The 26,783-nt window shown below is 56.2% G+C and carries 17 protein-coding genes, 1 tRNA gene and 2 pseudogenes; 1 reads left to right on the forward strand and 19 read right to left on the reverse strand.

Going from position 1 to position 26,783, the window contains the following annotated elements:
* Positions 1-4 precede the first annotated feature (4 nt).
* Positions 5-2,011, forward strand: coding sequence for a sensor histidine kinase (locus tag AC0L8G_RS17835; RefSeq protein ID WP_473385504.1), 2,007 nt, complete (start codon positions 5-7; stop codon positions 2,009-2,011).
* Between the two features lie 41 nt (positions 2,012-2,052).
* Here the strand turns inward: AC0L8G_RS17835 and AC0L8G_RS17840 are convergent.
* The 19 genes and pseudogenes from AC0L8G_RS17840 to clpX all read right to left on the reverse strand — a co-directional run bounded on the left by AC0L8G_RS17840 (position 2,053) and on the right by clpX (position 26,570).
* Positions 2,053-3,365 (reverse strand): annotated as a pseudogene (locus AC0L8G_RS17840) (spinster family MFS transporter).
* Positions 3,366-4,325 (reverse strand): alpha/beta fold hydrolase, encoded by a 960-nt coding sequence (locus AC0L8G_RS17845; protein WP_473385505.1) that lies wholly within the window; start codon positions 4,323-4,325, stop codon positions 3,366-3,368.
* A gap of 86 nt (positions 4,326-4,411) precedes the next feature.
* Positions 4,412-6,915: pseudogene (locus AC0L8G_RS17850) on the reverse strand (TonB-dependent receptor).
* 66 nt (positions 6,916-6,981) lie between these two features.
* Entirely contained in the window at positions 6,982-8,022 is a 1,041-nt protein-coding gene (locus AC0L8G_RS17855) for a helix-turn-helix domain-containing protein (RefSeq protein ID WP_473385506.1), read from the reverse strand.
* 73 nt (positions 8,023-8,095) lie between these two features.
* The gene (locus tag AC0L8G_RS17860) at positions 8,096-8,836 is read right to left on the reverse strand and encodes an SDR family oxidoreductase (protein ID WP_473385507.1); all 741 of its coding nucleotides are present in this window, start codon (positions 8,834-8,836) and stop codon (positions 8,096-8,098) included.
* Positions 8,837-8,928: 92 nt separating this feature from the next.
* Positions 8,929-9,528 carry an MFS transporter gene (locus AC0L8G_RS17865; RefSeq protein WP_473385508.1) on the reverse strand — a complete coding sequence of 200 codons (600 nt, stop codon included), beginning with the start codon at positions 9,526-9,528 and terminating at the stop codon, positions 8,929-8,931.
* Positions 9,465-10,247, reverse strand: coding sequence for an MFS transporter (locus AC0L8G_RS17870; protein ID WP_473385509.1), 783 nt, complete (start codon positions 10,245-10,247; stop codon positions 9,465-9,467). The genes AC0L8G_RS17865 and AC0L8G_RS17870 overlap by 64 nt, the downstream gene beginning before the upstream one ends.
* A complete protein-coding gene (locus tag AC0L8G_RS17875) occupies positions 10,247-11,401 on the reverse strand; it encodes an iron-containing alcohol dehydrogenase (protein WP_473385510.1) in 1,155 nt (384 codons plus the stop codon). Before AC0L8G_RS17875 ends, AC0L8G_RS17870 begins: the two co-directional genes overlap by 1 nt.
* A gap of 96 nt (positions 11,402-11,497) precedes the next feature.
* Entirely contained in the window at positions 11,498-14,299 is a 2,802-nt protein-coding gene (locus AC0L8G_RS17880; protein WP_473385511.1) for a TonB-dependent receptor domain-containing protein, read from the reverse strand.
* The gene (locus AC0L8G_RS17885; protein ID WP_473385512.1) at positions 14,289-14,471 is read right to left on the reverse strand and encodes a hypothetical protein; all 183 of its coding nucleotides are present in this window, start codon (positions 14,469-14,471) and stop codon (positions 14,289-14,291) included. Before AC0L8G_RS17885 ends, AC0L8G_RS17880 begins: the two co-directional genes overlap by 11 nt.
* A 260-nt stretch (positions 14,472-14,731) precedes the next feature.
* The gene (locus tag AC0L8G_RS17890) at positions 14,732-15,688 is read right to left on the reverse strand and encodes a helix-turn-helix domain-containing protein (RefSeq protein WP_473385513.1); all 957 of its coding nucleotides are present in this window, start codon (positions 15,686-15,688) and stop codon (positions 14,732-14,734) included.
* Between the two features lie 130 nt (positions 15,689-15,818).
* Positions 15,819-16,667: an amidohydrolase family protein gene (locus AC0L8G_RS17895; RefSeq protein ID WP_473385514.1), complete on the reverse strand. Its 849-nt coding sequence runs from the start codon at positions 16,665-16,667 to the stop codon at positions 15,819-15,821.
* 38 nt (positions 16,668-16,705) lie between these two features.
* Positions 16,706-17,617, reverse strand: coding sequence for a cupin domain-containing protein (locus tag AC0L8G_RS17900; RefSeq protein ID WP_473385515.1), 912 nt, complete (start codon positions 17,615-17,617; stop codon positions 16,706-16,708).
* Positions 17,618-17,620: 3 nt separating this feature from the next.
* The gene (locus AC0L8G_RS17905) at positions 17,621-20,665 is read right to left on the reverse strand and encodes a nuclear transport factor 2 family protein (RefSeq protein ID WP_473385516.1); all 3,045 of its coding nucleotides are present in this window, start codon (positions 20,663-20,665) and stop codon (positions 17,621-17,623) included.
* Positions 20,666-20,852: 187 nt separating this feature from the next.
* Positions 20,853-21,611, reverse strand: coding sequence for an HpcH/HpaI aldolase family protein (locus AC0L8G_RS17910; RefSeq protein WP_473385517.1), 759 nt, complete (start codon positions 21,609-21,611; stop codon positions 20,853-20,855).
* A gap of 203 nt (positions 21,612-21,814) precedes the next feature.
* Positions 21,815-21,890 (reverse strand) — tRNA-Val (locus AC0L8G_RS17915).
* Positions 21,891-22,037: 147 nt separating this feature from the next.
* Complete coding sequence (locus tag AC0L8G_RS17920; RefSeq protein ID WP_473385518.1) at positions 22,038-22,310, reverse strand: HU family DNA-binding protein; 273 nt, start codon at positions 22,308-22,310, stop codon at positions 22,038-22,040.
* 275 nt (positions 22,311-22,585) lie between these two features.
* Entirely contained in the window at positions 22,586-24,976 is a 2,391-nt protein-coding gene (lon, locus tag AC0L8G_RS17925) for an endopeptidase La (protein ID WP_473385519.1), read from the reverse strand.
* 307 nt (positions 24,977-25,283) lie between these two features.
* The gene (clpX, locus tag AC0L8G_RS17930) at positions 25,284-26,570 is read right to left on the reverse strand and encodes an ATP-dependent Clp protease ATP-binding subunit ClpX (RefSeq protein WP_473385520.1); all 1,287 of its coding nucleotides are present in this window, start codon (positions 26,568-26,570) and stop codon (positions 25,284-25,286) included.
* Positions 26,571-26,783 lie beyond the last annotated feature (213 nt).

Here is a 26,783-nt window from a genome sequence, read left to right on the forward strand (position 1 = left end):
GGCCATGCTGAAGCGTCTTTACATATTTTTGGCGGCTTTGGGAACCTGCCTGTTCGGCGCGCCAACCCACCCACTCTATGCAGCACCGACCGAAGCCCGTGCAAACGACGCTCTGCTGATCGAAAACAACAAGCCGTCAGGCAGCATCAATGAATATGTTTCAGCTTATCTGGAAAAGGACGCGCCTCTCACCATAGAACAAATCCTCTCGCCAGAAATCCAGAGTCAATTCGAAGCCATCAAAACTTCAGAACCAGATTTCAACTATTACACCAAGGGAATCTGGCTGAAGGTGCCGTTCGAAAACACCAGCGCATCGCCGCAAGACCGTATGCTCGTCATGCATACCAACTTTATGCCGGAAATCATGGTCGCTGTCGTGACCCCCTCGGGCGTCGACCTATCCCTGGACCAGAAAAGGGATTCTACATTCGGTTCCCGGCCGGTCGCTTATCACGAACCGGTTGCGCCATTTACCCTGGCGGGAAATTCGCAGGGCGCTTTTTACATTCGCTATACATCAGAGGGCAACACGGTCTTACCACTCTCCCTTGAGACGCCGCTCAGCTTCGCCGGCACATCAAACCAACGCATTGTAATTGATTTTCTGTTTTACGGCGTCATGGCGATGTTCATCATCGCCAGCATCGCGGGAAGAATGTTTTGGGCAAACGCCACTTTTGTCGCCTATGCGTTTTATGCGGGCGGCGTCCTCCTTTTTATTTTCCAGCGCGACGGCTATGCCTTCCAATATCTTTGGCCGAACTATCCCGAATGGAATAACCTGTCTTCCTTGCCGATCGGCTGCGCACTACCAGTCCTCGCCGCTCTGTTCACCAGAGTCTATTTGAACACCAAAACCATTCACCCGCTGATTGATAAATTACTTATCGGCGTGGTCGTCACGCAAATTTTGGTTGTCGTTTCCGCCGTTATTATTGGAGCGTCAGCGGCGAAGAAACTGGGTGTTCTCACAACAACCGTAAGCATTGTCATATTCGTCTCAATCGGCGTCGCCGCCTATAAAAAATACGGGCGCCGGACTCTGTTTTTTGTCATTGGCTGGCTAGGCATACTGACTGCGTCCGTAACAATGACCGTGGTTCACTGGATCAATATCGACATCACCAGGCTACAATCTCTCGACACGATGCGCGTCGCCATGGTCTTCGACGCCTTGATGATGGGAATGGCCAGCGTTTTCATCGTGGTGGACCTGCAGCGGGACAGGGAGACGCTAAACCAGGATCGCATCGCGGTTCTGGACACCAATCTGCAATTACACAACAGGCTGGCGCGCCTGGAACAGAAATACCACCTGGCGCAAACACTTGCCGAAACCAACAACCGACTTCTCGTCGATACGACACATGATTTGCGCCAACCGCTTTACGCGCTGCGCGCCGCCATGGGTGACGTGATTTCGCAAAAGAATTCTGGCGAACGCGTTACTGAGATTGAACAATCTCTCAACTACATAGAAGAACTGGTGGAAGCAGCGCTCGAAAGCGCGATCGAAGATGATGAAGCCGGCCACGGTTTCGATACAAACCAACCGGAAATCATTGACGTGGAGAAATTCTTCTCCGCGCTGGAGACGATGTTTGCAGCGGATGCTCAAAACCAAGGCGTAAAGCTCATCATCGCCCCCACATCGCAAAAAATAGAGAGCCGGCCTTTTCCGGTGCTGCGCATCATGACGAATTTTGTTTCCAACGCGATCAAATATGGAGAAGGCGGTCGGGTTCTGATCGGCGCCAGACGAAGAGGAGACGTTCTTTGCCTGGAAGTCCATGATACCGGACCCGGCATGACGGAAGACGAACTTGAAATGGTAAAGGATCGCTATGTTCGCGGCGCGCAGGCATGCGAAACGGATACCGGCAAAGGCGTCGGCCTTTCCATCGTCGAGAAGCAAGCGTTTGATGAAAATTTGCAGTGGGCGCTTGAAAGCAAAAAGGGCTGCGGGACTATTGCAAAACTATATGTCCCTATCGCGCAGATCGACTGAAAATCAGTCCGCGCCGACGCGCATTTAACGCTCCCCCTCGCCTACTCGACCCAGTCTTTCTTCAACCGTGGCGCGGTGACGAAAAGCAGCACCGCCGCCAAGACGTAAAACACTGTGCCTGACAGGATCGCGTAACGCAGGCTTTCGTCACCATATTGCGCATTCAGTCCGTCAGAAATCGCACCAATCGCAAGATTGCCTAGACCTATCCCGACAAGATTGTTGACGAAGAGAAAAATTGCGGACGCCGTTGCGCGCATATTGGGGGCGCCAAATGTTGGAAGGCAGAGAGCACTGGCCCGAGCCAAACCAGACTCAGTGCTTGAATCATCAAAAATGCCGGAAACGCGACCCACAATGATGTCGCCGTCACTCCCGTCAAAAAGAAGGGTATGGTCAACAGAAAAGCACAGGCGGGAACGAAAGCATATGCCGCCTTTTTATCCTTGCCAAAGCGATCCGCCATAACGCCGCCAAACCAGATTCCTGCGAGGCCTCCGACCAGCAGAATTGCAGCGTAGAAATACGACGCATAAAGCAATGGGCTCGGGTCCTCCGGCACAAGGAACTCTGGCAACCAGGCGAAAAATTGCGGCAATGCCTCCCCATAGCTGCGCACAAAAAACGATGGCAACCAGAAGATCAGCCCGTAACCCATCATTGAGGAACTCGCCGCACCGAGCGACAAGCCCCAAAAACTTGGCTTGCGAATAACCGTGCGCAATACGTCTGAAAAAGACGCCGGCGCGGCGGGCGCACGCACCCGGTCAAGGCCGCCCCGGACCGGCTCACGCATGGTCAGCCTGAACACCGGCACGATGGCAAGCCCAGCGAGACCGACTATCATAAATGCTTCACGCCACCCTAGGTAACTCGTAAGAACGCCCCCGAGTAAAATGCCGAGCGCCGAACCGATTGGTATGCCGAAGGAATAGATGCTTAGCGCTCGGGCGCGTTTTTCCTGAGGAAAATAGTCGGAGATCAACGAATAGGCTGGCGCTACACCGCCCGCTTCGCCGATCCCGACACCAAGCCGCGCAAGGAAAAGCTGCATGAAATTTTGCGCAAAGCCGCAAGCAGCGGTCATGGCGCTCCAGACGGCCAGTGCACCGGTCATAATCCATGTCCGGTTGGAACGGTCCGCAAGCATGGCTATGGGTATGCCAAGAAATGTATAGAAGAGCGCAAAAGCCAGCCCGCCCATAAGACTGAGTTGCGTGTCAGAAAGCGCCAACTCGGCTTTGATGGGCACGGCGAGAATGCCGACAATCTGCCGGTCGATGAAATTGAACGTGTAGACGACGACCAACGCAAACAGAACGTAAGCGCGATAGAAAGGTGTCGGAGCGCTCATCTACTCAGTTGCTCCGTCACGCGATTCTTCAAGTCCGTTCAGAAAGTCCAGCGCATCCGAGACTGTTGCTTCCGGCGCCTCTTCCTGTGCTGCGTGACCGACACCGGGATAGGTGACCAACACGGCATTCGGCATCGCAGATTGCATGCGTTGCCCCTGGTCTACGGGAATCACAATGTCTGCTTCGCCCCACTCAATCAGCGTTGGCGTTGCGATGGCGTGCAAGAGCGTCGTCGGGTCTGGCAATGTAAATTCTTCAAGCGACCGAATCATCGCTTTTCCATTGCCGCGCCGGCGCATCATATCGCGCATGGTTTTCAGGCGCTCCGGCGTGATTTTGGAATCATCGCCATAAATAATACCGGCGCTGGCTGCGACCCCCGCTTCTGGCGCAGTCATCAGATACGCCTTCATCGCAGCCGGAATCTCCGCCGGTTCGTCACTAACGCCATTCAACGAAAAGACGCCCGGCGAAATCAGAATCAACGCAACAGCGCGCTCAGGGTGGTCATGGGCAAACCGCCATGCGGCAAGTCCGCCAAGAGAATTGCCGACAATCGTCGCGCGCTCCAGCCCCAGACTATCGAGCACCTCCCCCACAAACTCCGCCCGCTCGGTTGGCGCATAACGCTCCTTCGGATCGGGACCGGTTAGTCCGTGACCAAGAATGTCATAACGGATGACGCGATAATTTTCCGAAAGCCGCCCGGCCCAACCGTCCCAGGTTTCAAGGCTGTGGGTGAAGCCATGAATGAGCAATATCGCCGGCGCGCCAATCGGGCCTTCTTCACGTATTCGCACGCGGGCGCCCGCTATCTCCGCGAAGCGGTCCATGGGCTGCATATATTCTTGTTCAAGCGCGGCCGGGGCGAGTCCGGCGCTTGCGCGCCAGACCAGTACGCCCCCTGCCACAAGAACAAGACCTGCAATGCTCAAAAGGCCAAAGACAATTTTTTTCACAACACGCCCTTTTCGCTTATCCGCGAAATGCCGCGGCGATCAGCATAAACTGATCGCCGCTCATGTCCTAGACCGGGAGGAAATGTCTAGAACGCAACTTCCACAGTGCCGAACACCTGGCGAGGATTTCCATAGAAGGTCGTCAGCACACCACTAAGGCCAAGCGGAGAGTTTCCGAATTCCGGATATGACGTCACAAAGTCATAGCCAGCGACGACATATTCCTTGTTCAACAGGTTCGAGCCGTTGACGCTGAGACGCAGCCCGCCATCTGCCGATGTCCAGGAGACTCCGGCGTTCATCAGCCACACTTCCGGCTGATCAAGCGGCGACGGATAGCCAAACTGGTGCGTGAAGCTGCGATAGGAAGCAGAGGTCGACAATTTCGCGTCACCGTCTTTGCCAAACAGCGCCGCTGGCCTTTCATAGGAAAGCCGGCTGAATGCGGTGATAGACGGCGTGTTCTGGAACACTGCGAGGTCGGAAATATCCGTGCCTGTCCGTCCGAGATATTCGTCATATTCAGTGTGAATATAACCCAACGAGAACTGATAGTTCAGCGAGTCGCCTGACGCCGCCAAATCTTCAGCCAAGACCGCAAAGCCTTCAACTTCAAGACCATAGAGCGTCGCCTCGGCGGCGTTCGTTGTCACGCCGGCAAAGGTTTCGGCGATGCCGTCCATATCCGCATCGACACCAACCGACCCAGGCACCTGCACGTCTTTGTAGTCACTGTAGAAGAACGCCAGGCTTGAATTGAACCGCCCCCGGCAAGGCTGTTTTTCCAACCCAGTTCATATGTGTTGATATTCTCAGGATCGAACTGACAAAATGCGATCTGGTCATCAACATCCGTTGCACCAGTTTGCCCGTCACCGTCCAAATCTGGCGCCGCATTGGCGCCGCAGCGCGGATCGAAGCTGCCGCCTTTGAAGCCCTGGGAGTAGGACACATAAAGCGTATGTTCCGGCGAAGGCTCCCAGGAAAGGCTGACGCGCGGGCTGAAATCAGTGAATTTCTTCTCCGCATCGAGATCGGCCGCCACAGCAATCGGCGCTCTGTCCGGCCCGCCGAATGTCGGAGAAAAACCACCAAGATAGGTCGTACGATCCAGCGACATGCCGCGCGTGTCGGACGTGTAACGCCCGCCAGCGGAAATCGAGATTGTGTCGGTAATGTCAAATGCGAAATCACCAAAAATCGACCAGGTGGAGGTGCTGACATCGGAATTGGTAAAGGCGTTGAGGCCAGGAAGTCCGACAACCGGCAAAGCGCCGGTTTCTTCGAGAATGACGTCGAACGTCGTAACGGAGCCCGCATCAAGATAGTAGAAGCCAGCGACGCCGCTCAGGCGGTCGCCCTGATACAGAATCTGAAATTCCTCGCTGAACTGATCATTGTCATAGATACCGGGAACATCGAGGTCAGCGATCGGCAAAGAGTCGAAATCAATCGGCCCCTCGGTGCGGTCTTCGCGAAACGCCACGATATTTTTCAATGTCAGTTGATCGGACACATTCCATTCAACCGTCGCAGAGATGCCTTTCGCAACAACGCTTTGCTCAGGATTGTTCAGGCCCGCGCGCGTGTCGAAAACATTGTCCAGCACAGGATAGTCAACAGCCGGCGTTTCGGTCAGGTCGGTATAAGGCAGGAGACGATGACCTTGTCGCGGATCAGAATTATCTTCAGTCCAATCGCCGCTGACGCGAACCGAGAAAGAATCGGTAACGCCCCAATCCATGCTCAACCGGCCCGCGAGGATATCTTTATTGTAGTTTTCAAGGCCATTGGTGAGGTTATCGCCGAACCCGTTTCGGGTGAGATAAGCAATTGTTCCGCCAGCGCGTAGATAGGCGCCCGACGCCGTTTCTTTGACGAGCGGCAGATTAAAACTACCGACAGCATCGAACTGGCCATAATTTCCGCCGGTCAGGCGCAACCGTGCTTCCGGTTCATCGGTCAATCGGCGGGTGACATATTTGACCGCGCCGCCGATGGTGTTCCGGCCGTACAGCGTACCCTGCGGACCGCGCAGCACTTCAATGCGATCAACTTCATAAACATCAAGCAATGCCGCCTGCGGACGGTTCAGGTAAACGTCATCAACATATACGCCAACGCCTGCTTCAAATCCGCTGACAGGGTCTTGCTGACCAACGCCGCGGATAAAGGCCGTCAGCGTGGAATTGGTGGCGCGCGATGTTTCAAGCGTAACGTTCGGCGCGATCGCTTCGATGTCGGTTAGGTCCTGGGCGCCCAGATCGGTAAGTTGATCGCCGGAAAACGCCGAGACCGCGAGCGGCACGTCTTGCAGCGATTCTTCGCGGCGCCGTGCGGTGACAACGATGCGGTCGCCGCCTTCGCCAGACGCCTGATCGCCTTGGGCTAGCGCTGCCGTCCCGCCCGCGGCAAACGCTGCGCTTGCACAAAAAGCGACGATCCCGGCTCTGCCTGCGGATTTCAACAAAGCAGTTTTCAAGCTTGTTTTCATGTGAACCTCCCTAAACGCGTAATTGTTGTTTTGCCGGGAAAGTAGGCGGGAATGCTTGCACGCATAATGACCCGATAGCTCACACAATGAGGACATTTTCGCTCACCGAGTTGCCAATTGGATCGAATTTGTGAGGGTTGTCAGGGCGCCAGCCTTTTTATACTATTGTTTTAAAAAAGATTTTGGCGTCATTGCATTCCAATCCTTGAATGCGCGGTTGAACGCCCTCGCCTCGGAAAACCCCAGCGCTTCTGAGACGTCGGCAACCGAGCGCCCCTCTTCCAACAGGCGCTTTGCGGTCTCATTCAACACCTGCTCACGCAGCTCGCGGAACCGAACGCCCTCTTCCGCCAGACGCCGGCGCAAGGTCGCAACGCTAAGCCCCATCTGTCCGGCAACGTCCGGCTGTTCGACAATGCCGCGCGCCAGCGCGTCGCGCACCCGCGTCGAAAACGGGTTTGCAATCCCGAGCGCTGCATGTTTGCCCGCCACGGTTTCAACGATCATTTGATAGACCGCGTTTGCCGTCAGCACCTCCGGCGCCGGCATTTTTATCGGCGCCAAGGCGACATCGCGGTCAAATGAGACCTTATAAATCTCCGAACCGAACCGGATGGGCGCGTTCCAATATCCAAGATGCCCGCAATCTCCGCCCGGGCTGGGTCGGCAAATCGCCAGCGACTTGATCGCATCACGCACAGAAGGCGAAATCACCATCAGCAAACAATGCAGGAAAATCAAAATACATTCGCATTGGAAATAAATTTCATCTTTGGCGTTGATCCCGGCATAGGGAAATTTTCGATCGTCTATCAGATAGTCAATTGAGGCGCGCTTCTTTTCCACCTGATTGAACTGTCCACCATGCAACAAGTTATAGGACTTGGCGACGACACACATAACTTCATGAAGGTTTTCACAGTCGGTCAAATGCGACAGGACAAAATCAGTGCTGCCGGGAAGCAGTTGCCGCGATGACAGGTGTACGGTTTCGTCGCCGGTCAGAATCGAAAGCCGGTTCTGTAGCCGATAGAAATCGGCGAGAGAAATAAAGTCAGCTTTGCCGCCATCAAGCAAATCCACCGGCAAGTCCAACGATGAAAATAGCTTTTCAAGGTCGATCCCTTCGCCGCGCGCGCTCTCCACAAGCGGCGCTACGCGCTCGAACCTTACGGAAATGGGATGTTTCGCGGGATCCTGCATGGGCGCGAATGTGCATTGCCTCCGCGCGACACGCAAGCAGGGAGCACGGTCACGTCACCTTTCGGGGGCGGGACTACGCCGCGCCGGATACGTTCAAGATCGCCCCGGAGGTAAAGGATGATTTTTCGGAGACCAGAAACATCACGGCGTCCGCCACTTCCTGGGCTGTACCCGCCCGTCCGAAGGGAAATCGCTTGATCGCCTCTTCGAGACGCCCGGGCCGGTGCATCTCCGTATCAATTGGCCCCGGCGCAACCGCATTGACTCGCACGCCCTCGCCAGCAACTTCACGGGCAAGTCCAATCGTCAGACTATCTATGCCGCCCTTCGATGCTGCGTACCAAACATATTCTCCAGCGGCCCCGTATTCGGACGCACGCGACGAAATGAAAACAATCGATCCGCCCGCCCCGCGGCGCTTGTTGGACAAGCGCCGCACGGCCTCGCGTCCGACAATCATCGCGCCGAGTAAATTCACCTCAACAACCTCGCGCAACGTATTTGTCTGCACATCCGCAAGCGCTGAATTTTTGCCGGTGATGGCGCTGTTATACACAACCGCTGTCAGCCCGCCGATCGCGTCCGTTTGCGTGAATAGTTTTTCGATGTCGCTCTCAATCGACATATCCGCTTTGATCACATGCGCCTGACGGCCTAATCCGCGAATTTTTTCTGCAACAGCTTCCGCCGCCGATTTGGCGCCGACATAGGTCAGCGCCACATCAAATCCGTCCCGCGCTGCGGCGAGCGCGCTCGCCGCGCCGATCCCGCGACTGCCGCCAATGATCAAAAGAAGGGGTGTGTTTTCTGTCACGATTTCCTGCTCATCATCTGGCTACAGGCGGGTTAGCGACGCGCTCTCTGAACCATGCCCCGGAATGCAGCGCCGCGCAAAGCGCATCCGCATCAGTTGGCGATTTTGCTATCGTTTGCGCTGTCATCCAACTCTTCCAGATCTCGCCCGGCAGTTTCCGGCAATAAAAGCGTTGCAATGATGGCGCAGGTGACCCCGGCGATGCCCATTATGGTCATGCCCGTGCTTAACGCCATGCCGACCGACAAGATGGCGACACCTTGAATGAAGACGCCGCTCGCCGCGCGGCCAAAATTGTAAGCGAAAGCCTGCCCCGTCGCACGCACTTCGGTCGGAAAGAGTTCAGTGAAGTAAGGTCCGAACGAGGCATACATGCCAAACTGGAAAAAACACTGCACAAACCCGGCCGGCACAAGAAGATAGGCGGCGCTCCCGAGCGGTGCAAAAAGATAGACGATGGTCGCGATGATAAATCCGGCGCCGAAAATGCGGAACACCATGCGCCGACCGACCCGATCACCAAGATAGGCGTTTGTGATGATACCGAAAAAACCGCCGATGCTGTTCATCAAGACAAACAGCCCGGCCGCTGACGGAGAAATTCCGCGTTCTGACTGCAGGAATGTCGTCAGGAAACTGCTGACGGCGTAGCCGGCGCCTTGAGCGCCGACCGCCAGAAATGCTGCGAGCATGGTAATGCGTAAATATTTCGGCCGAAAAATCGCCCATGGCGAGACGCTACGCTTTTCAGCTCGCGCACGCGCCTGATTTTTTTAAAAATTTCCGGCTCGTCGTCGCCGCGGCGGATGAAGAATACAAGCAATGCCGGCGCCAGTCCGATCCAGAAAACAACGCGCCAACCCCATTCGGGAGGAAAGAAGGCAACCACCGGCCCGGCAAGAAGCGCTGCGAGCCCTGAGCCCACGGCGGCGCCGCTATGAACCGTGCCAAGTGCTTTGCCGCGATGCTCCGGCTTGATCATTTCCCCAAGCAAGACGGCGCCAACCGCCCATTCAGCGCCAAAGCCAAGCCCTTGCAAGACCCGGATGATCAGCAATTGCTCATATGTTTCAGCAAAGCCTGAAAGGAAAGAGAAGAAGGAGAACCAGAGGATTGTGATCTGCAAAACCCGCACACGCCCGAAGCGATCTGCAAGCCAGCCCCCCATCCAGCCACCAATCGCGGAGGCGAAATAGTTCGCGCTGGCAATGGCGCCGGCCTGTGCAAGCGTCATCCCGAAGACGGTGATCAGGACCGGAATGAGATACTGATAGACGAGCGCATCCATCGCATCGAGTGTCCAGGCGACGGAACAGGTCCAGAAAACACGCCGGACTTTTTTGGTAGATTGACGATACCAGGCAAACAGGCCGCCTCTTTCCTGCGCGCTTACGGGATGATTTTCACTCATCAAAAGGCCTGTTCATAAATACGGCAAGCGTCGTCCCAAGTGACGTCTCTTACATTGCGTTCAAGCAACCGTGTCACGGTCATGGCGCCATCCGCCAAACGCGGAATCGCGTCAGCGCTGACGCCGTGATCCGCCAATCGCAGCGGCACGCCGCAATCGGCGCTTAATTGTTCGACAAGTTCAAGCCCGCGCCGAGCGACCACTTCGTCTGCGCCGCCCGCCTCAGCGCCCAAGCCTTCGGCAATCGCGGCATAACGGGGCAGCGCTGCAGGCAGGTTGAAAGCCAGCACATGCGGCAGCAACAGCGCGTTTGAAATCCCATGCGCTATATGAAACTCTCCGCCCAGCGGATAGGAGAGCGCATGGACGGCGGCGGTGTTGACCGGGCCGAGGCACAGACCGCCATAAAGACTGCCCCGCGCCATTGCAGTGCGCGCCTCGATGTCATCGCCATCACGCACTGCGCGCAGAAGGTTCTGGGAGATCAGCCGCACGCCCTCTATCGCCAATGTATCTATCATCGGGTTGGCGTATTTATTTGCGTATGCCTCAATACAATGGGTCAGCGCATCCAGACCCGTCGCCGCAGTCACGCCCGCCGGTACGGTCGCAGTTAGAAGCGGGTCAACATAGGCTGCGTCAGGGGTGAGATGCGGGCTGACCACGCCCTTCTTCAGAAGCGCCGATTCATCGAGAAGGATTGCGATGGGAGAGACTTCACTGCCTGTGCCGGCGGTTGTCGGAACACAGGCAAGCCATGTAGCGCGTCCCGCGAGTCGGCCGACACCTTCAACTTCGCGAATGCCTTGCGTGCCATCGAGTAACGCCGCCACAAGTTTGGCGAGGTCCATCGCGCTGCCGCCGCCAAGGCCGACGACCGCATCGGCTGACGCCGACCGCCCCGCCGCAAGCGCGTTTTCGAAATCGACGATGCCGGGTTCGCCGGCGCAGTCATCCCAGATGACGGATTTAACGCCGTTCTTTTTTGCGCGTTCGGCGATGCGATCAGCATAACTCCGTGTCGGCGGCGTCGTAATGATCAGCAGCGACTTAAGGCCCAGCCGGGCGACATCGTCCGGCAACGCATCCGCGACTCCGGGCCCAAAAGCCAATCGCTTTACTTGATCAAGAAAGAGTCCGACTTGTTCTGTCATTTCCGCGTCTGCAACAAGGGTCAAAAAGAGAGGAGCCGGGCAACAAGACCCGGCTCCCCTATTGCTAGGGAGATAAAAGCAAAGGGAAGAAAATCCCTAGAAGCGGACCCGGACACCGGTTTTAAACCGCGTTCCGAATGTGTCGAAATAGACCGGGTTTGTCGGGTAGTTTGAGCCGCCCAAACCGCCGCCGCCAGGCGCGACCGGCGGTGTTTTGTCGAACAGATTGTCGACGGTTCCGAAGACCTCCACATGCTGCCCGCCAGATCCGGTTTGAATTTGGTAGGACATAGCGAGATTGACGTAAGTGGCGCCGTCGACACGGTTGGTGCTCACACTATTGATCAATGTCGGATCATAGCCTGCATCTTCAGGTCCGATATAATCGACATTATAGATGCCCGAGCCAACGCGCCTTACCGATACCGTCGTGTTGAACCCGCCGTAATCGTAAGAGATGAACCCATTCCAGATCCATTTCGCGGATGGGTTAAAGTCACCGCCATCCAGCACGGGACCGGACTGACCGGCATAGTCAGTCGGCGTCACAGTCTGATCCGGCAGCACAACGAAATCATATTGATGAGTTGCAAGCAGGCGCAGATTTAAGTCCCCGGCCATGCCGTCGCTGATATTCGCCAGCGGCAAATTATACGCCATCTCAAAGTCGAACCCACGCACCGTCAGCTGACCGAGATTCACCTGTCGCGCATCGACAAAGCTGATATCGGTTGGCGAATTATAAGTGATGCGGTCGCAGAATAGATCGTACTCGTCGCAGAAGTCGACGATGCCCTGCCCTGTTAGAGTCGACACCACGTCCTTGATCTTGATCTGATACCAGTCAGCGGAGACCGTCAGCCCCGGAACGAAACCAGGCGAGACAACAAAACCCGCTGTCGTGGTGTCGGCCTTTTCTGGCGTCAGGGAGAAAGCGCCGCCAGACAGGATCGGCGTCGGATCGTCCCCGCCGCCACCGGGTGATCCCGGAATGGCGGGGTTGTCTACGATGCCCTGAGACGAACCTTCCTCAGTCGGCACGTTTTTGAGGAAAAGCTCGCGGAAGCCAGCGGCGCGAATGTCGCGAGACCGAGAACCGCGGAACCGAATGCCGTCCGTGATGTCGTAGATCGTCGACACCTTCCAGCTTGTTGCATTGGTGGTTTTTACTTCACCCGTCAGGCGGTCGCTGGCGTGATTGCGAGTCTGGCGCACGGCGCCGTTGACTTCGAGAAAATCCCCGATCGCCGAGTCGCGCAAAACCGGCACGTTCACTTCAACAAAACCTTCAGCGACGTTGATGTCACCGGCATAGTCGAGACCAAACGTAAACGCGTAGTCGTTGTAGTTTGGAATATCTCCATGCGTGACGTCGCCGCCTTCGCTGCGATATTCGCCGCCTGCGGCTACGCCGATTGGACCTGCGCCCCACCCTTCAAAAATTTCCCCTTGAATGGTGCCGGCGATGACGTGCTGGTCATATTTGAAATCTTCGACGACCGGGCGGTAAGCATAGGCAACCGCAGCAGGGTCAAGATTATCGAGGCCAAAAAGATTAAACGGAACGCATCCATCTGCAATTGGATCGGGATCAGCTTCCAGCAATTCCGCGCACACAATATCGCCGCTCATCGGGTCGAAGACAGCATCCAACGCATAAACGAATGGCGTGTTAACCCGCGAATTGGTGCGGTCGAGCTGCCTGTCATTCTTTCCGTATTGATAGTAAAGGTCCCAGGACCAGTTGTCGCCAAGCTCGCCATTAAACCCGATGACGCCGCGGAAAACTTCGGTCTTCACCTGGTTGAATGAAGCGACCTGACCATCAAGATCCTTGCCGAGACTGAAAGACGTGCCGTCCAGCAAGGTCACAAGTTCGGCCGGCAAATATGCGTTGGTCGGCTTTACAAAAAATGTCGACCGCGGGCCCGCCGTAACGCCGCTATTGCTTGCGGTGCGGTTGGCATAGGTAAATTCCGTCACAAAATTGACAGCGTCCGTCAGTTCATATTCGCCATAGAGATATCCGACATAGCGCTCGGTCGGCGTCTGTAGATCGGAGTCGGCGTAAGTAGAAGCGCCGTCACCGCCTTGACGCGCCCCGAATGTCGATGTCGATACATATTGCCCGGTGTCAAAGTCGAGAATGCCGGTGCCGTCATCATTGAAGCGCTTATTGCGCGCCGCAGGGTCAGCCGGATTTCTGTTGCGGACAACACCATGCGGATCGTTAAACGCCTGCTTGGAATCTGGACCGATGATGAAGTTCGGCAAACCATAGCCCGGCGTGCCGGGCAGGTTGTATCCGGAGATTGTGCCATCATCGAGGATATTGCTGGCGTTGGTGAAGCGATCCCACCCTTCCGCACACCACAGTCGCACGTCGGCGCAATCGCCAATGCCTTCTTTCTTCTCGAATTCGCCGCCAAAAACGATATGACCGCGATCATCAGCAAAGCTTGAGCCCAGGGTCAGCGACGCATGATATGTCTCGCCATCGCCGCGTGACGTTTGACCGTAATCAACCTGTCCGCGAAAGCCTTCAAAATCGGTGTCGAGAATGATGTTTACGACACCGGCGACAGCGTCTGAGCCATAGGCCGCCGAGGCGCCGCCCGTAACCGTTTCAACTCGGGCGATCATCGATGAAGGAATGATATTGAGATCGACAGCACCGCCGTCAGAAGTCGGAATAAAGCGCCGTGTATTGACCAGCGTCAATGTGCGCGTGCCGTTGTAAGGATTAAGGCCGCGCAAATTCGCGTAGAACGCGCCGACATTTGCACCTGCCGTGATGCCCGCCGTCGCATCCGACTGAAACAACGATATTTGCGGAATTAGCCGCAACGTTTCAGCCACGTTGGTCTGGCCGAGATTTTGGATCAGCTCAGCGTCCATGATTGTGGCCGGGATCGGCGAGATCAAAGCCATCGCGCTTGATGCGCGATCCAGTAACGATGATCTGGTCGCTGCTCGCAGCGGCCTCACCCTCGCCCTGAGCCATCCCCGGCGAAGCCCCTAGCGCAAACATGGCCATCGATGCGCCGGACAACAACGCAGTTTTCGACATGCGGTTCAATTTGAAATTTCGCAACGGATTACCCTCCCAGGCGTTATTATTACACCGCCGACACCGGTCTATTGCATCAGGCCGGTCGGCGCGTTTTCGCCATTTTGAAGCTCGCATAGTTGCGTGAGGACAGCTTGCACCTGATGGCATATCAGTTTGCGCATGACGGCATTGAACGAGGCGCCCATGAGCGTTGCGATTCAAGGTGAGATTATGCTGCATTGCAGCGTCAACAACCGGAGAGACAGGCGAGCGCTCGCTTAATGCGGACGCAATTGCATTCGTCTGTATTCGGACGGCGCCATGCCATATTTCGCGCGAAATGCGCGGGCGAAATGAGCGGCGCTATTGAATCCCCAAGAGAATGCAATCTCCGATACTGTGAGGCTTCGCCAGGCAGTATTCGCGATCTGCGATGCGCATTCTTCTAGGCGGCGTCGCAAAATATAGGCGGACGTTGTTTCTTTTTCTTCAGCGAATAAAACGCGCAGATATCGAGGCGATATCCGCATGGCCTCGGCAACGGTTCCCGGTGAAAGTTCAGGGTCGTTCAGATTGGCTTCAATGAATTGTTTTGCCTGCGCCTTGCGCAGCCCGACCACAGTTGAGTTGGTCATCTTGTGACCGAGGCTGATGGAATACGCCGTGCCAAGCACGTCCAGAAGGTGGCCAGCTATCCGGTCGCCAAACTCTGCGGGAAGCCCTTCTTCCGCCTTCCGCCATAGACTATGCGCCATCGCCGACGCTGTGCTGGTCAAGCCAAGTTCAGCCGGCAGGCGCAAACCGCAAAGTTGCTCCGGGCAAGGAAGATGTGTCTTCAACATTTTCGGCGAAGCGCGAAGAATTAAAAACCGCGCGCCGTCATCAAGCTGAATGCGATGTGGCGCCGCATTGTCGCACAAGGTGAAATCGCCGGCATCGAGCCGGGTTTCATTGCCATAATGTGAAAACTGCGCGCCGCCTTGCGCCATCAACAGAAAAGAAAAGAAATGCGCCTTGGTTTCACTGATATGCGCCGCAGTGCGTTCAATACTAGCGCCATTTGTGCGTACATCAGCGAAACCAAGAAAGCCGAGCGACGTGACGCGCAGTTCCGCGTCGAAAACGCCTTTCGATGATGGTTGAAACGTCACTTGCGCAAAGCGGCTGGAATAAGTGTTGTTCCATGAAGCCGTCCGCCGCGCAGCGGGAAAATCCGCAGTCCGATAGTACTCCATACATCCCCTCCCAGGAGACCGATCTTTCGGGCCATTCCCCACTTAAGTGGATGTTTTCTTTTTAATTTATACGCCCTTGTCGTCGCCCGCAATCTCCTTCTTTTACTTGTTCGCCCTAATCAGAAGTCGATTAACCAAAATAAAGCTGAAGCGCCGTTTGAGAGATACGCCAACGCATTTGCGGATCCGGCACCCAGCAGCGGAAACGTTCAAGCGCGTGGTCGAAAGCAATACGGCCTTCATACCCAACGAACGGACAATCGCTTCCCCACAACAGGCGCTCCGGCCCTGCATGCGACAACAACGCGGTCGCAAGCGTCGAGGCGATTTCGTCTGCATCGCCTTCCGGATTGGTTCTCCAGGCGGCAGTGCCAAGCAAGCGAAATCCGCCAGAGAGCTTGACCCAGGTGTTGCCGCGATCAACAGCAGCAAGCATCGCCTTAAATCCCGGGCATTGCACTCCAAGCTTTGGATCCGGATGTCCGAAATGATCGATTACGACTTTAACGCCGCTCTCCTCCAGCGCTTCAAGCACCGGAGGCAAAAGAGGTCCTTCAATCGCTACGTGCACATGCCAGTCAAGATCGCGTACGCGGCGGAACAGCAAATTGTATTCTTCGCTGCGAAAATCCGGCAGTTCCGCCATCCGCGCAAGCTGGAGGCGAATGCCGATGATTCCATCATCGCGCATGCGTTCTAGCGAGTATCTGTCCGTCGTTGGCGCGACGATAGCCGTACCGCGCAATCGCTTGTGCTTGCGCAATTCCGAAATCATATAGTCGTTGTACAGGCCGGAAATACTCAGGCCGGAAATAATGCCAAAATGAATGCCATATTTGTCCAGCAATGCTAGATAGTCATCAGCGGTGAATGAGTAGTCCGTTCGCGTCCACGCATTGCTGCTAAGCGGCATATCCGCTTGGAAGATATGCGCATGGCAATCGACCACCGGCGCAATGTTGTCTTCAACACCGCTCACGGTTTCGCTTCCTGCCTTTTCCGTCGCAACCTGGTAAGTCATTTTCGCGCCGGATACTCTGATGCGTTAAGAACCCAGCCCTCCATGTTGGAAAAATCTTCCCGGGGCGGTGAAAAAATGTCGATGAGCAAATTGACGCCGGGATCAACCGCCGCTGACGTATGTATGGCCTTTGGCGGGATCACTGTAACCGACGGCGCGCCGCATTGCTCATGATCATCCGGCAGCCAGTCCGCTAAATTTGCGGTCCACGGCCAACGCAAATGATGAACATAGGAGCCGCCGATTACGAGCGAGCATTGTTCAAACTCATCGTGATGATGCGGCGACAATTTCGACGGGTCGCGCGGGCCGAGCTGTGGCGGGAACACATTCACCATGAAAGTTGTGCAACGCCAGATTTTACCGAAGCGGCCCGGCTCGTCTGCAACATCCAGACTATAGCTGCGGATCTTGTAACCGTCCGGCGGTTCGGGCCAGCTTTCGAATGCCGGAATATGTGGGTGAGGCTTGTTATAGTCTGACGCATTTGAGCACATCGCGGCGATGTCCGCTGAGCGCGTCGAAATCAATCTGATGACCTCTCCGCCCGCCAGAATTTCAATCTCGCTATCTCCGGGAGGGACCACCGTCAGGGAGTAGCCGGCGATTTCTTTCGTTTCGCCGCCCGCTGTGACAACCGCCCTGCTCTCTGCCTCGGGGAGAATAAGCACAAATTCGTCCGGCTGGTCCCGCCGCAAAAAGCGAGCGCCCGCTTCCGCTTTCGAATAGGCGACAATAAAGTTCTGCCCACGCGCATACCAGGTTTGCTTCACTTCGTCGGACTCTTGGGGCGGCGTTTCATAAAATCGCGCATATACCGCAGGCGAATATGCTTCACCGCCATCAGCTGATGTGGCGGTAGCGCCTTTGGCGGCGAGTTTCGATCGGGGGTCGTCCTTTAGATACACTTTTTACTCCGAAGCTGATGGCGCGTCAGTGAGCGCGCCCGCATCGCCATTCTCGTCGCCCGGGCGCGTAGAAATCTGCCAATCGAGTTTTACTACGGGCGCGCGTCCGCTCACTGGATTGTTGAAATGAAAACCCATTGGCGCAATTTCCGGGAATGGCGCAAAGGTGACGCCGCGCAATGGGCCATCAGGCGGGTATTTCGCAACGCTTTCCGGTGTCGGCGCGAAGCGCTTCGCGGAGCCCTCTTCAACCGCCGCCCAACCGCCCGTGTAATTGGCGAGGAAAACATAATCGAGATCCATGCCGGCGATTTTCCAGAGGCCGTCTTCGAGCTTCACCTGGTTTTCGTAAATGCCGGAAATATATGAACCATCGCCATCATACTGACTGTTGAACTGGAACAGGCGCAAACGGATTTGTGCGCTCTTTCCGTCCTGCGCAACAGTGACAAAGGGCTGGGTTTTCTGGTGAATGGCCATGAACGAAGAGGTTCTGCCACGATCACCATAGCGCGAGAACAATGATCCGCGAACGCGCTCACGCCCGTAATACGCGCCAATATAGGAAAGCTCTTTCCAGCCATCCTCGGAGAAGAGGTCCGCCGTGCCGTCCCATTTGAACTCATCAATATAGTAGCCATAAGCGTCAGAAACATTTTCCGCTCCATCATAGGCCTTCGCAATGGCGAGCTTGCGCTCGATCTCATCAAGCGAAAGCTCGCTCGAAATCGCTGAACGCGTTGGCTTTGCGGGGAAATTGATTTCAGGGCTGCTATGCGCAGGATATTCCGCGCTCGCCAGCGCAGACGCTTCAGGGGCGATAATTCCCGCCAGCGTTGCCGGCAATAATGCGCGCGCCCAGCCGATATTATAGTCTGCAGAAAAGCGCGGATAGATATTCACCGCCTGAATTTTCCAGACGCCATCCACTTTGACATAAACATTATCAAAAACGCCGAAGGCCCAACCAGACTCCGCGCCATGCCGCCCGGTCATTTGCAATTCAAACCCGCGTATGGATGCCGTCCGGCGGTCCGGCGACAGCGTGATCACCGGGTCCAGCTGCAAATGATCGTTGAGCTCGCCTTCATGCAACCCCGCCTCGCCGAGATCGGAGAAGCGTTTGCGAATTGCGCCGCGCCCCTGATAGCGCCCCTCCCCGGCAACGTCGTAGCTCGCATCATCCGTGAACAGATCCGCGAGGTCGTCCCACATCTTGCGATCAATATAGTATCCATATGCGGCTTGCAGATTCTGCACGGCGCTTTCGTCAAGCAACCCCTCGGCGATCGCACCAGCACGCGTCGTCATCTGCGCCGCATTGACCCTGCTTTCCGGTATGTCCCGAGGCTTTGCGATAAGCGGCGTCGGCGCACCCGCTTCATCAGCCGTATAATGATAAGGCGTCAGCGGCACCATTTCGGCGACATTGCGCCAACCTTTGTCGTAAGGCCCGGCATATTGCGGATAATAATGCAGCGTCGCGATCTTCCATTCGCCATTAACCCGCACATATTCGTTTTCGTAGATGCCGCCCTTCCAAAACGCATCCTCTTCATACCGTCCCAGCATTGCGACTTCGTGCCAGCGGCCTTTCGCGGACATTCCATCTGCAGCCAAGGTCACGACCGGCGACAGGAACAGGCGAATATTCAAGCGATCGGCGGAGAGCGTCTCTGCACCCGCCCCCAATTCTTCACGAAAATGCGTATAAAGAGCGTCTGCACCGGAAATTTCCTGTCCGGAAGTCAGGTATCGACCATCGTCTGAAAAGAGCCCCGCCATTGCGCGCCAGTCGCCCGCTTCTGCGTAATGGGCAAATGTGTGTTGCAATCGCTTGATGTCACGAACCGACTGCACATTCTCGGCGTCGGCGGATAACACCGCGATCCGCGCTGCATCTTCGCTTTCGACAGGCGTTGGCGCCTTCGGCGCATCATCTGCTCTGCCACAAGCGGACAGCAAAATGACCGCCGCAAAAACCACCGCCGCGCCAGCGAGGCCGCTTCGTAACATTACAAGAAATTGTGCCGAGGCTTTGTTCATAATGAGCTTACCGCTCCCCAGCACTTCACGAATGATGCTGTCGTCAATTAGCGTCGAAAGCTCTTCACGCGAGCGCGCCGGGCGATCATCAATCTCGGCAAGCCACTTTTCTTCTTTCTCGAGAACATCAAGCAAATCCGGAACCATGACGCCGGGATAGGCCTGGTGCTTCCATGAGCGCGCAATAAGGTCGGGGGCGAATCCAGTAGACTCCGCAACCAATGGCCAGACTATGCTCGGGTCTTCCCGGATCATCGCCGATGCTTCAACAACTGCTTCGACATATTCTTTTATCTGCGCGCGCTTTTCGGGATCGGCGAGATTGGCCGCAGTCGTATTGAGACTGAAGATCTCCCGATATATGTCGCGCCCGTCGAATTCGATCGCGTCATCGCCAATGGCGTGTGCGGCGTTCTCAATCTCCGGCTCCCAGATTGTCACCGCATCTACATCACCATTCGCCAGCGCTTTCGGCATATCGCTCAATGGCAGGATGCGGACGATCGTGACGTCCGCCTCAGTCATGCCGACAGATTTAAGCATGTTGTGAAGGAAGAAAGCGGATGAGGTGTTTGGAATGGTCGCGATACGCTTGCCGCGCAAATCAGAGAGCTCGCTGATGCCCGCAGATTTGCGCCCGACAATCCGGTACAACCCTTCCGACACTGTCATGATGATGCGCAAATCCGGGTTCTTCACCGAATAGCGAAGCCCTTGGGTCTCCGCATGCGTCGCCACATCCGCAACGCCCGGCTCGCCAAAACCGGGAATTGGCGGCTCGCCAAACAGGTTGGGAATGCCGCCCATTTTGACGGTCGACGGCTTGGGATAAACCCGGTCCGAAGCAAGCAGCACCGGCGCGATTTCCAGCGTCACCTTATTGCCATGCACACGAAAAGGCTCTTGCGGCGCGGGCGGCGTCGAAGAGGCGCAGGCGCCAAGCAGCAGGAGGCACGCCGCAGCAAAAACGCCTCGACCGAATTGAGCTCCTCGGTATTTCACTAGCCGCTCCTTTTTTCAGGACCTTCAAACCGTTACGGTCCCTTTGCCTTATTGGTTTGAGGACACCGTCCGGGTTTTCCGGGCGACGGGTCAACACAAATGCGAAGAAGTGCCGGGCACGTAAAATTTGGGCGCCGGAGGGGTCAAACGCTGCGCTGCAACATGCCTCCGCATCACGGCGCTAAAATCAGTCAGCCAATGTGCGCTTAACCATATCGGACGCTGCGCGGGCGAAAATCGAAGCATCATTGCTGACCATTACAAGCGAATAGCCGAGATCAAGATATCGCCGCCCCTCTTCCGGGCTACCGGCGGCAATACCGGAAAACACGCCGGCTTTCTTGCAAACCGCAACGACATTTTTGACCAGATCCTGCACCTGGGGATCTGAAGGGGACCTCCCGCTCGAAAGCTGAAGGTCTCCAAGCCCGAGAAATAGTCCGTTTACATGGTCGAGCGCAGCAAACGCCTCCACCTCGTTGAGCGCTTCCCAGTCTTCGAGTTGGGGCATGCGCAAGCACTCATCGTCGCCGCGAGCAACATACTCCGGCATCGAAACCGTCCCCCAACCACCTGCACGCGATGTGAGACCGAGGCCGCGCTTGCCGCGCGGGCTGAACACCATTTTCTCAGTCAGCGCCGCTGCGATCGCCGGAGAGGTGACACGGGGAATAAGAACGCCATCCGCACCAGCATCGAGTATGCGCTGCGCGTCAGGACTTTCAGGATCAGACATCCGCACGACCGCAAACATGCCAAGCGCTTGCGCTGCAAATACGAAGCGATACATCTCGCTCAAAGAGTGCGGCGCATGCTCCATATCGATGACGACGAAGTCAAAGCCCGCGCGCGCAAGCATTTCCACCGTCTCCAGCGCGGGAATTTTCACCCAGGTGCCCAACATGCCGGTTGAGCGCGCTTTGAGGCTTGTAACGAGTTTTTGCATTTTAGGCGCCTGCTTGCTGGCTTCGATGATAGTGATGCAACCTCTCCGGCTCGACGATCAAGCGACCAAGGCAAACTCCGCCCAAAAGGGCCATCGAAGGTAATAAATTGTGCCGTTTCAAGCAAAATGCCGGGAGGCGGCAGAAAGACGGCCCGATGAAATGCTGGAAAATCGGCGCAGGGCGCTGGTCGCCTCTGCGAAAATGGTGGGCGGTGACGGGTTCGAACCGCCGACCCTCTCGGTGTAAACGAGATGCTCTACCAGCTGAGCTAACCGCCCGTGCCCGCGCATATCTGCGGGGCGCAACTCCTAGCGCGGAGGCCCCGCAGGATCAATGCGTCGTGGTGAAATACGGGCCCAAAATGCGCACAAAGAAAAACGCCGGCGCAAATCTGCGCCGGCGTTTTTTCGAAATGGTCTTCGCGCCTAGTTGAGCGCGTCTTTAAGGCCTTTGCCGGCAGAGAATTTCGGCTGGGTCGACGCCGGAATCTGGATGGTTTCGCCGGTGCGCGGGTTGCGCCCTTCGCGAGCCTTGCGCGCGGCAGCCGTAAAGGTGCCGAAGCCGACGAGGCGCACATCGTCGCCCGCCTTGAGCGCATTGGTGATCGCGTCAAACACCGCGTCTACGGCTTTCGCCGCCTCGGATTTGCTCATATCCGCCATGTCAGCGACACGGTCGATAAATTCGTTTTTGTTCATTCCTCCGGCCTTTCATTGTTTCGGGAATTGAAAACTGCGACCTGCCCCTGATTTTACGCGGGCGCCCGCAATCAAAGCCAAGGAAAAATGGCGTAAAATAAGGGTTTCCTTTCCACACCCCACCTAAGCGGCTGTTATTGTTCCCTATTTTTGCAAAGAAAAACTCCTTCGCAATTGCGAAAAATGGCGGAAATTCAGGGCTTTCAACAAAAAAGCCGCCCTCCGAAGGGAGCGGCCGATTCGTTTTGACCCGAAAAGGGTCCTTGAAAGGGCGCCTAGTGGGTCACCACAGACGCGCCATCGCCAGCCTCGGTGGAGGGCGCAGGCTCGACTGGCTCGGTCCACTCAATCGGCGTGAGCTTTTGTGTCAGCGCGTGCGCGAGCACATCATCCACGGTTGTAACCGGAATGATTTTCAGGCCCTGCTTCACATTATCCGGGATGTCCGCGAGATCCTTCTCGTTTTCTTCCGGAATCAGCACGGTTTTGACCCCTGCCCGGAGCGCCGCCAGCAGCTTTTCCTTGAGCCCGCCAATGGCGAGCACCCGGCCGCGCAGGGAAATCTCGCCCGTCATGGCGATATCCTTGTGCACCGGAATACCGGTCAACACCGACACGATCGCCGTAGCCATGGCGACGCCGGCCGATGGCCCGTCTTTCGGGGTCGCCCCTTCGGGAACGTGGATATGGATATCCGTCTTTTCGAAGACCGGCGGTTCTATGCCGAACTCGACACTGCGGCTTTTGACATAAGACGCCGCTGCCGAAACGGACTCCTTCATCACATCCTTGAGGTTGCCGGTCGGCGTGATCTTGCCTTTGCCCGGCATTTTCACCGCCTCGATGGTGAGAATATCGCCGCCGACAGAGGTCCATGCCAAGCCTGTAATGATCCCGACCTGGTCTTCGCGGTCGATCTCGCCATACCTGTATTTCGGCACGCCGGCGTAATCTGCGAGATTTTCTGTGGTGACCAGCACCTTCTCCGCAGCGCCGGTTTCGAGATCGCGCACCGCTTTACGGGCGAGTTTCGAAAGCTCGCGCTCAAGCGAGCGCACGCCCGCTTCACGCGTATAGCGGCGGATCAGCAGGGCGAGACCGGCATCGTCAATCTTCCACTCGTCACCCTTCAGCCCATGGTTTTCCATCAACTTGGGAAGCAGGTGGCGTTTGGCGATCTCGAGCTTCTCATCCTCCGTATACCCTGGAATCCGGATAATCTCCATCCGGTCCAGCAGCGGTTGCGGCATGTTTAGTGAGTTCGCTGTCGTGATGAACATCACATCGGAGAGGTCATAGTCGACTTCCAGATAGTGGTCCGCAAAGGTTGAGTTCTGCTCCGGATCAAGAACCTCCAGCAGCGCAGACGCGGGATCGCCGCGGAAATCCTGGCCCATCTTGTCGATTTCATCGAGCAGGAAGAGCGGGTTCGATTTCTTCGCTTTCTTCATCGACTGGATGATCTTGCCGGGCATCGAACCGATATAAGTGCGCCGGTGACCACGGATCTCCGCCTCGTCACGGACGCCGCCCAGCGACACCCGCACAAATTCGCGGCCCGTGGCTTCAGCGATAGACTTGCCAAGCGAGGTCTTGCCGACGCCTGGCGGGCCGACGAGGCAGAGGATCGGGCCTTTCAGCTTGTTCATCCGCTTTTGCACGGCGAGATATTCGACAATGCGCTCTTTGACCTTCTCCAGACCATAATGATCCGTATCCAGAATTTTTTCCGCCTTGGCGAGGTCGTTCTTCACTTTGGACCGGTTGCTCCACGGAATTGACGTCAGCCAATCAAGATAGTTGCGCACAACCGTGGATTCCGCCGACATCGGGCTCATCTGGCGCAGCTTTTTAAGCTCGCCCTCAGCCTTGGCGCGCGCTTCCTTGGTGAGTTTCGTTTTCTTGATCTTGTCTTCAATCTCAGAAAGCTCATCGCGGCCGTCATCGGACTCGCCAAGCTCTTTCTGGATCGCCTTCATCTGCTCATTGAGATAATATTCGCGTTGCGTCTTCTCCATTTGGCGTTTGACGCGATTGCGGATCTTTTTCTCAACTTGCAGAACGCTCATTTCGCCTTCCATCAGCGCGTAGACGCGCTCAAGGCGCTCAGCGACGCCGGCGATCTCAAGCAATTCCTGCTTTTCGTGAATCTTGATGTTGAGATGAGAAGCGACGGTGTCAGCCAGCTTTGCGTATTCTTCAATCTGGCTGATCGAAACGATCACCTCAGGCGGCACGCGCTTGTTGAGCTTCACATAGGACTCAAATTGCGTAACCACCGAGCGGGCGAGCGCTTCAAGCTCAGCCTCGTCGCTTTCGCCTTCTTCCAGATACGCGGCTTCTGCTTCAAAATACTCGTCGGTGCGCACATAATTCTTGATGTTCGCCCGCGCCTCGCCTTCGACCAGCACCTTCACGGTGCCGTCCGGCAATTTCAGCAACTGCATCACAGAAGCGATGACGCCGATATCGTAAATGTCTTCGACTTCAGGATCATCATCACTCGCATCGCGCTGCGCGACGAGAAGGATCTTCTGATCGTTCTGCATGACGTTCTCGAGCGCCGTCACGGATTTCTCGCGGCCGACAAACAACGGCACGATCATCCCTGGGAACACGACAATGTCGCGCAAAGGCAGCACTGGGTAAGTTACGGTCTCGCTCATTTATTACTCCTGTTGGCGCACCCGATATGGCGCACGCCTGCTTCTCGCGCTCGCCCCTAGTAGGGCGGCGGTTCGCCAAATTGCGCAACGCTTTGCGAAAGCCGCTACGCTCAGGGCCGAACAGCAGCGCTGAGGGCCCAAATGACGGAACCACCGCAATACAACAGCGGCGGCGAACTTGGAGTTAATTTGGCGCTAATTTGGGTGATTTCAAGCTTGGCCAAGCAATAGGGCGCCTTTTGTGGAAAACGCCGCGCCAGGAGCCCCGGCGCGGCGTTTCACAATTACGTCATGGGCCGCTAAATGCTTAGGCGCTGGCGTCTGCTTCCAGGGCCTGCTTGTCGCGTTCAGCGTAAATATAAAGCGGCTTGGCGTTGCCATCGACGACCTCGCCATTGACGACCACTTCCACCACCCCTTCAAGGGTCGGCAGTTCAAACATGGAATCGAGCAAGATGCCCTCCATGATCGACCGCAATCCCCGAGCGCCGGTTTTGCGCGCAATCGCGCGCCGGGCGATCGCGGCTTTCGCGTCATCGGTGAAGGTGAGCTTCACATCTTCCATTTCGAACAAGCGCTGATACTGCTTGATGAGCGCGTTTTTCGGCGTCGTCAGGATCTGGATCAGCGCCGACTCGTCGAGATCTTCGAGCGTGGCGATAACCGGCAGACGTCCGACGAATTCCGGAATGAGACCAAACTTCAACAGGTCTTCCGGCTCGACTTCCTGAAGAATGGCGCCGATACGGCGATCATCCGCACTCTTCACTTCAGCGCTGAAACCAATCGACGAACCTTCACCGCGACCGGCAATGACTTTTTCCAGACCCGCAAACGCGCCGCCAACGATGAACAGAATATTCGTCGTATCGACTTGCAGGAACTCCTGCTGCGGATGCTTGCGTCCGCCCTGGGGCGGCACCGATGCGACCGTGCCTTCCATGATCTTCAGCAGCGCCTGCTGAACGCCCTCGCCTGATACGTCGCGAGTGATGGAAGGATTGTCGGATTTGCGCGAAATCTTGTCGACCTCGTCAATATAGACGATGCCGCGCTGGGCGCGCTCAACATTGTAGTCCGCAGACTGCAACAGTTTAAGAATGATGTTTTCAACGTCTTCGCCAACATAGCCTGCTTCGGTGAGCGTCGTCGCATCAGCCATGGTGAAAGGTACGTCGAGAATCCGCGCGAGCGTTTGCGCCAGAAGCGTTTTACCTGAACCGGTTGGACCGATCAGCAGGATGTTCGACTTCGCAAGTTCAACATCATTATTTTTCGCCGCATGATTGAGGCGCTTGTAATGGTTGTGCACCGCGACGGAGAGAACGCGTTTGGCCTGTCGCTGACCGATCACGTAATCGTCGAGGACCTTGCTGATCTGTTGCGGGCTGGGAACGCCGTCGCTCGCCTTGACCAGCGACGATTTTGATTCTTCGCGGATGATGTCCATGCACAGCTCGACGCATTCATCACAGATGAACACTGTCGGGCCCGCGATCAGTTTTCTGACCTCGTGCTGACTCTTGCCGCAGAATGAGCAGTAGAGGGTGTTTTTCCCGTCTCCGCCGCCGCTTTTGCCGCCGATCTTGCTCACTATAACCGCACTCCTTCGTCAGCGCCGAAAATATCCCCGAATTGGGGGCCGCGCCTAATTATCACCTTTGCGCACCCTCGCCGGGACGGCTGGGCCGCGCCATGGCAAAGCTGCACGAATGGCGCCAAGGCATCTTCAACCTTTCGCCATAGGACCATATTCCGCCCAAACCAATCAAGGAACCATTTCCTTATTGCCTTAACGGATATGGTG

The sequence above is a fragment of the Hyphococcus sp. D3-15 genome (assembly GCF_055809375.1).

Coding starts and splice junctions, on each gene's coding strand:
- AC0L8G_RS17835 (WP_473385504.1), top strand. CDS start 5: ATGCTGAAGCGTCTTTACATATTTTTGGCGGCTTTGGGAACCTGCCTG.
- AC0L8G_RS17855 (WP_473385506.1), bottom strand. CDS start 8,022: ATGCAGGATCCCGCGAAACATCCCATTTCCGTAAGGTTCGAGCGCGTA.
- AC0L8G_RS17865 (WP_473385508.1), bottom strand. CDS start 9,528: ATGCTCGCAGCATTTCTGGCGGTCGGCGCTCAAGGCGCCGGCTACGCC.
- AC0L8G_RS17870 (WP_473385509.1), bottom strand. CDS start 10,247: ATGAGTGAAAATCATCCCGTAAGCGCGCAGGAAAGAGGCGGCCTGTTT.
- AC0L8G_RS17875 (WP_473385510.1), bottom strand. CDS start 11,401: ATGACAGAACAAGTCGGACTCTTTCTTGATCAAGTAAAGCGATTGGCT.
- AC0L8G_RS17880 (WP_473385511.1), bottom strand. CDS start 14,299: ATGGACGCTGAGCTGATCCAAAATCTCGGCCAGACCAACGTGGCTGAA.
- AC0L8G_RS17885 (WP_473385512.1), bottom strand. CDS start 14,471: ATGTCGAAAACTGCGTTGTTGTCCGGCGCATCGATGGCCATGTTTGCG.
- AC0L8G_RS17890 (WP_473385513.1), bottom strand. CDS start 15,688: ATGGAGTACTATCGGACTGCGGATTTTCCCGCTGCGCGGCGGACGGCT.
- AC0L8G_RS17910 (WP_473385517.1), bottom strand. CDS start 21,611: ATGCAAAAACTCGTTACAAGCCTCAAAGCGCGCTCAACCGGCATGTTG.
- AC0L8G_RS17920 (WP_473385518.1), bottom strand. CDS start 22,310: ATGAACAAAAACGAATTTATCGACCGTGTCGCTGACATGGCGGATATG.
- lon (WP_473385519.1), bottom strand. CDS start 24,976: ATGAGCGAGACCGTAACTTACCCAGTGCTGCCTTTGCGCGACATTGTC.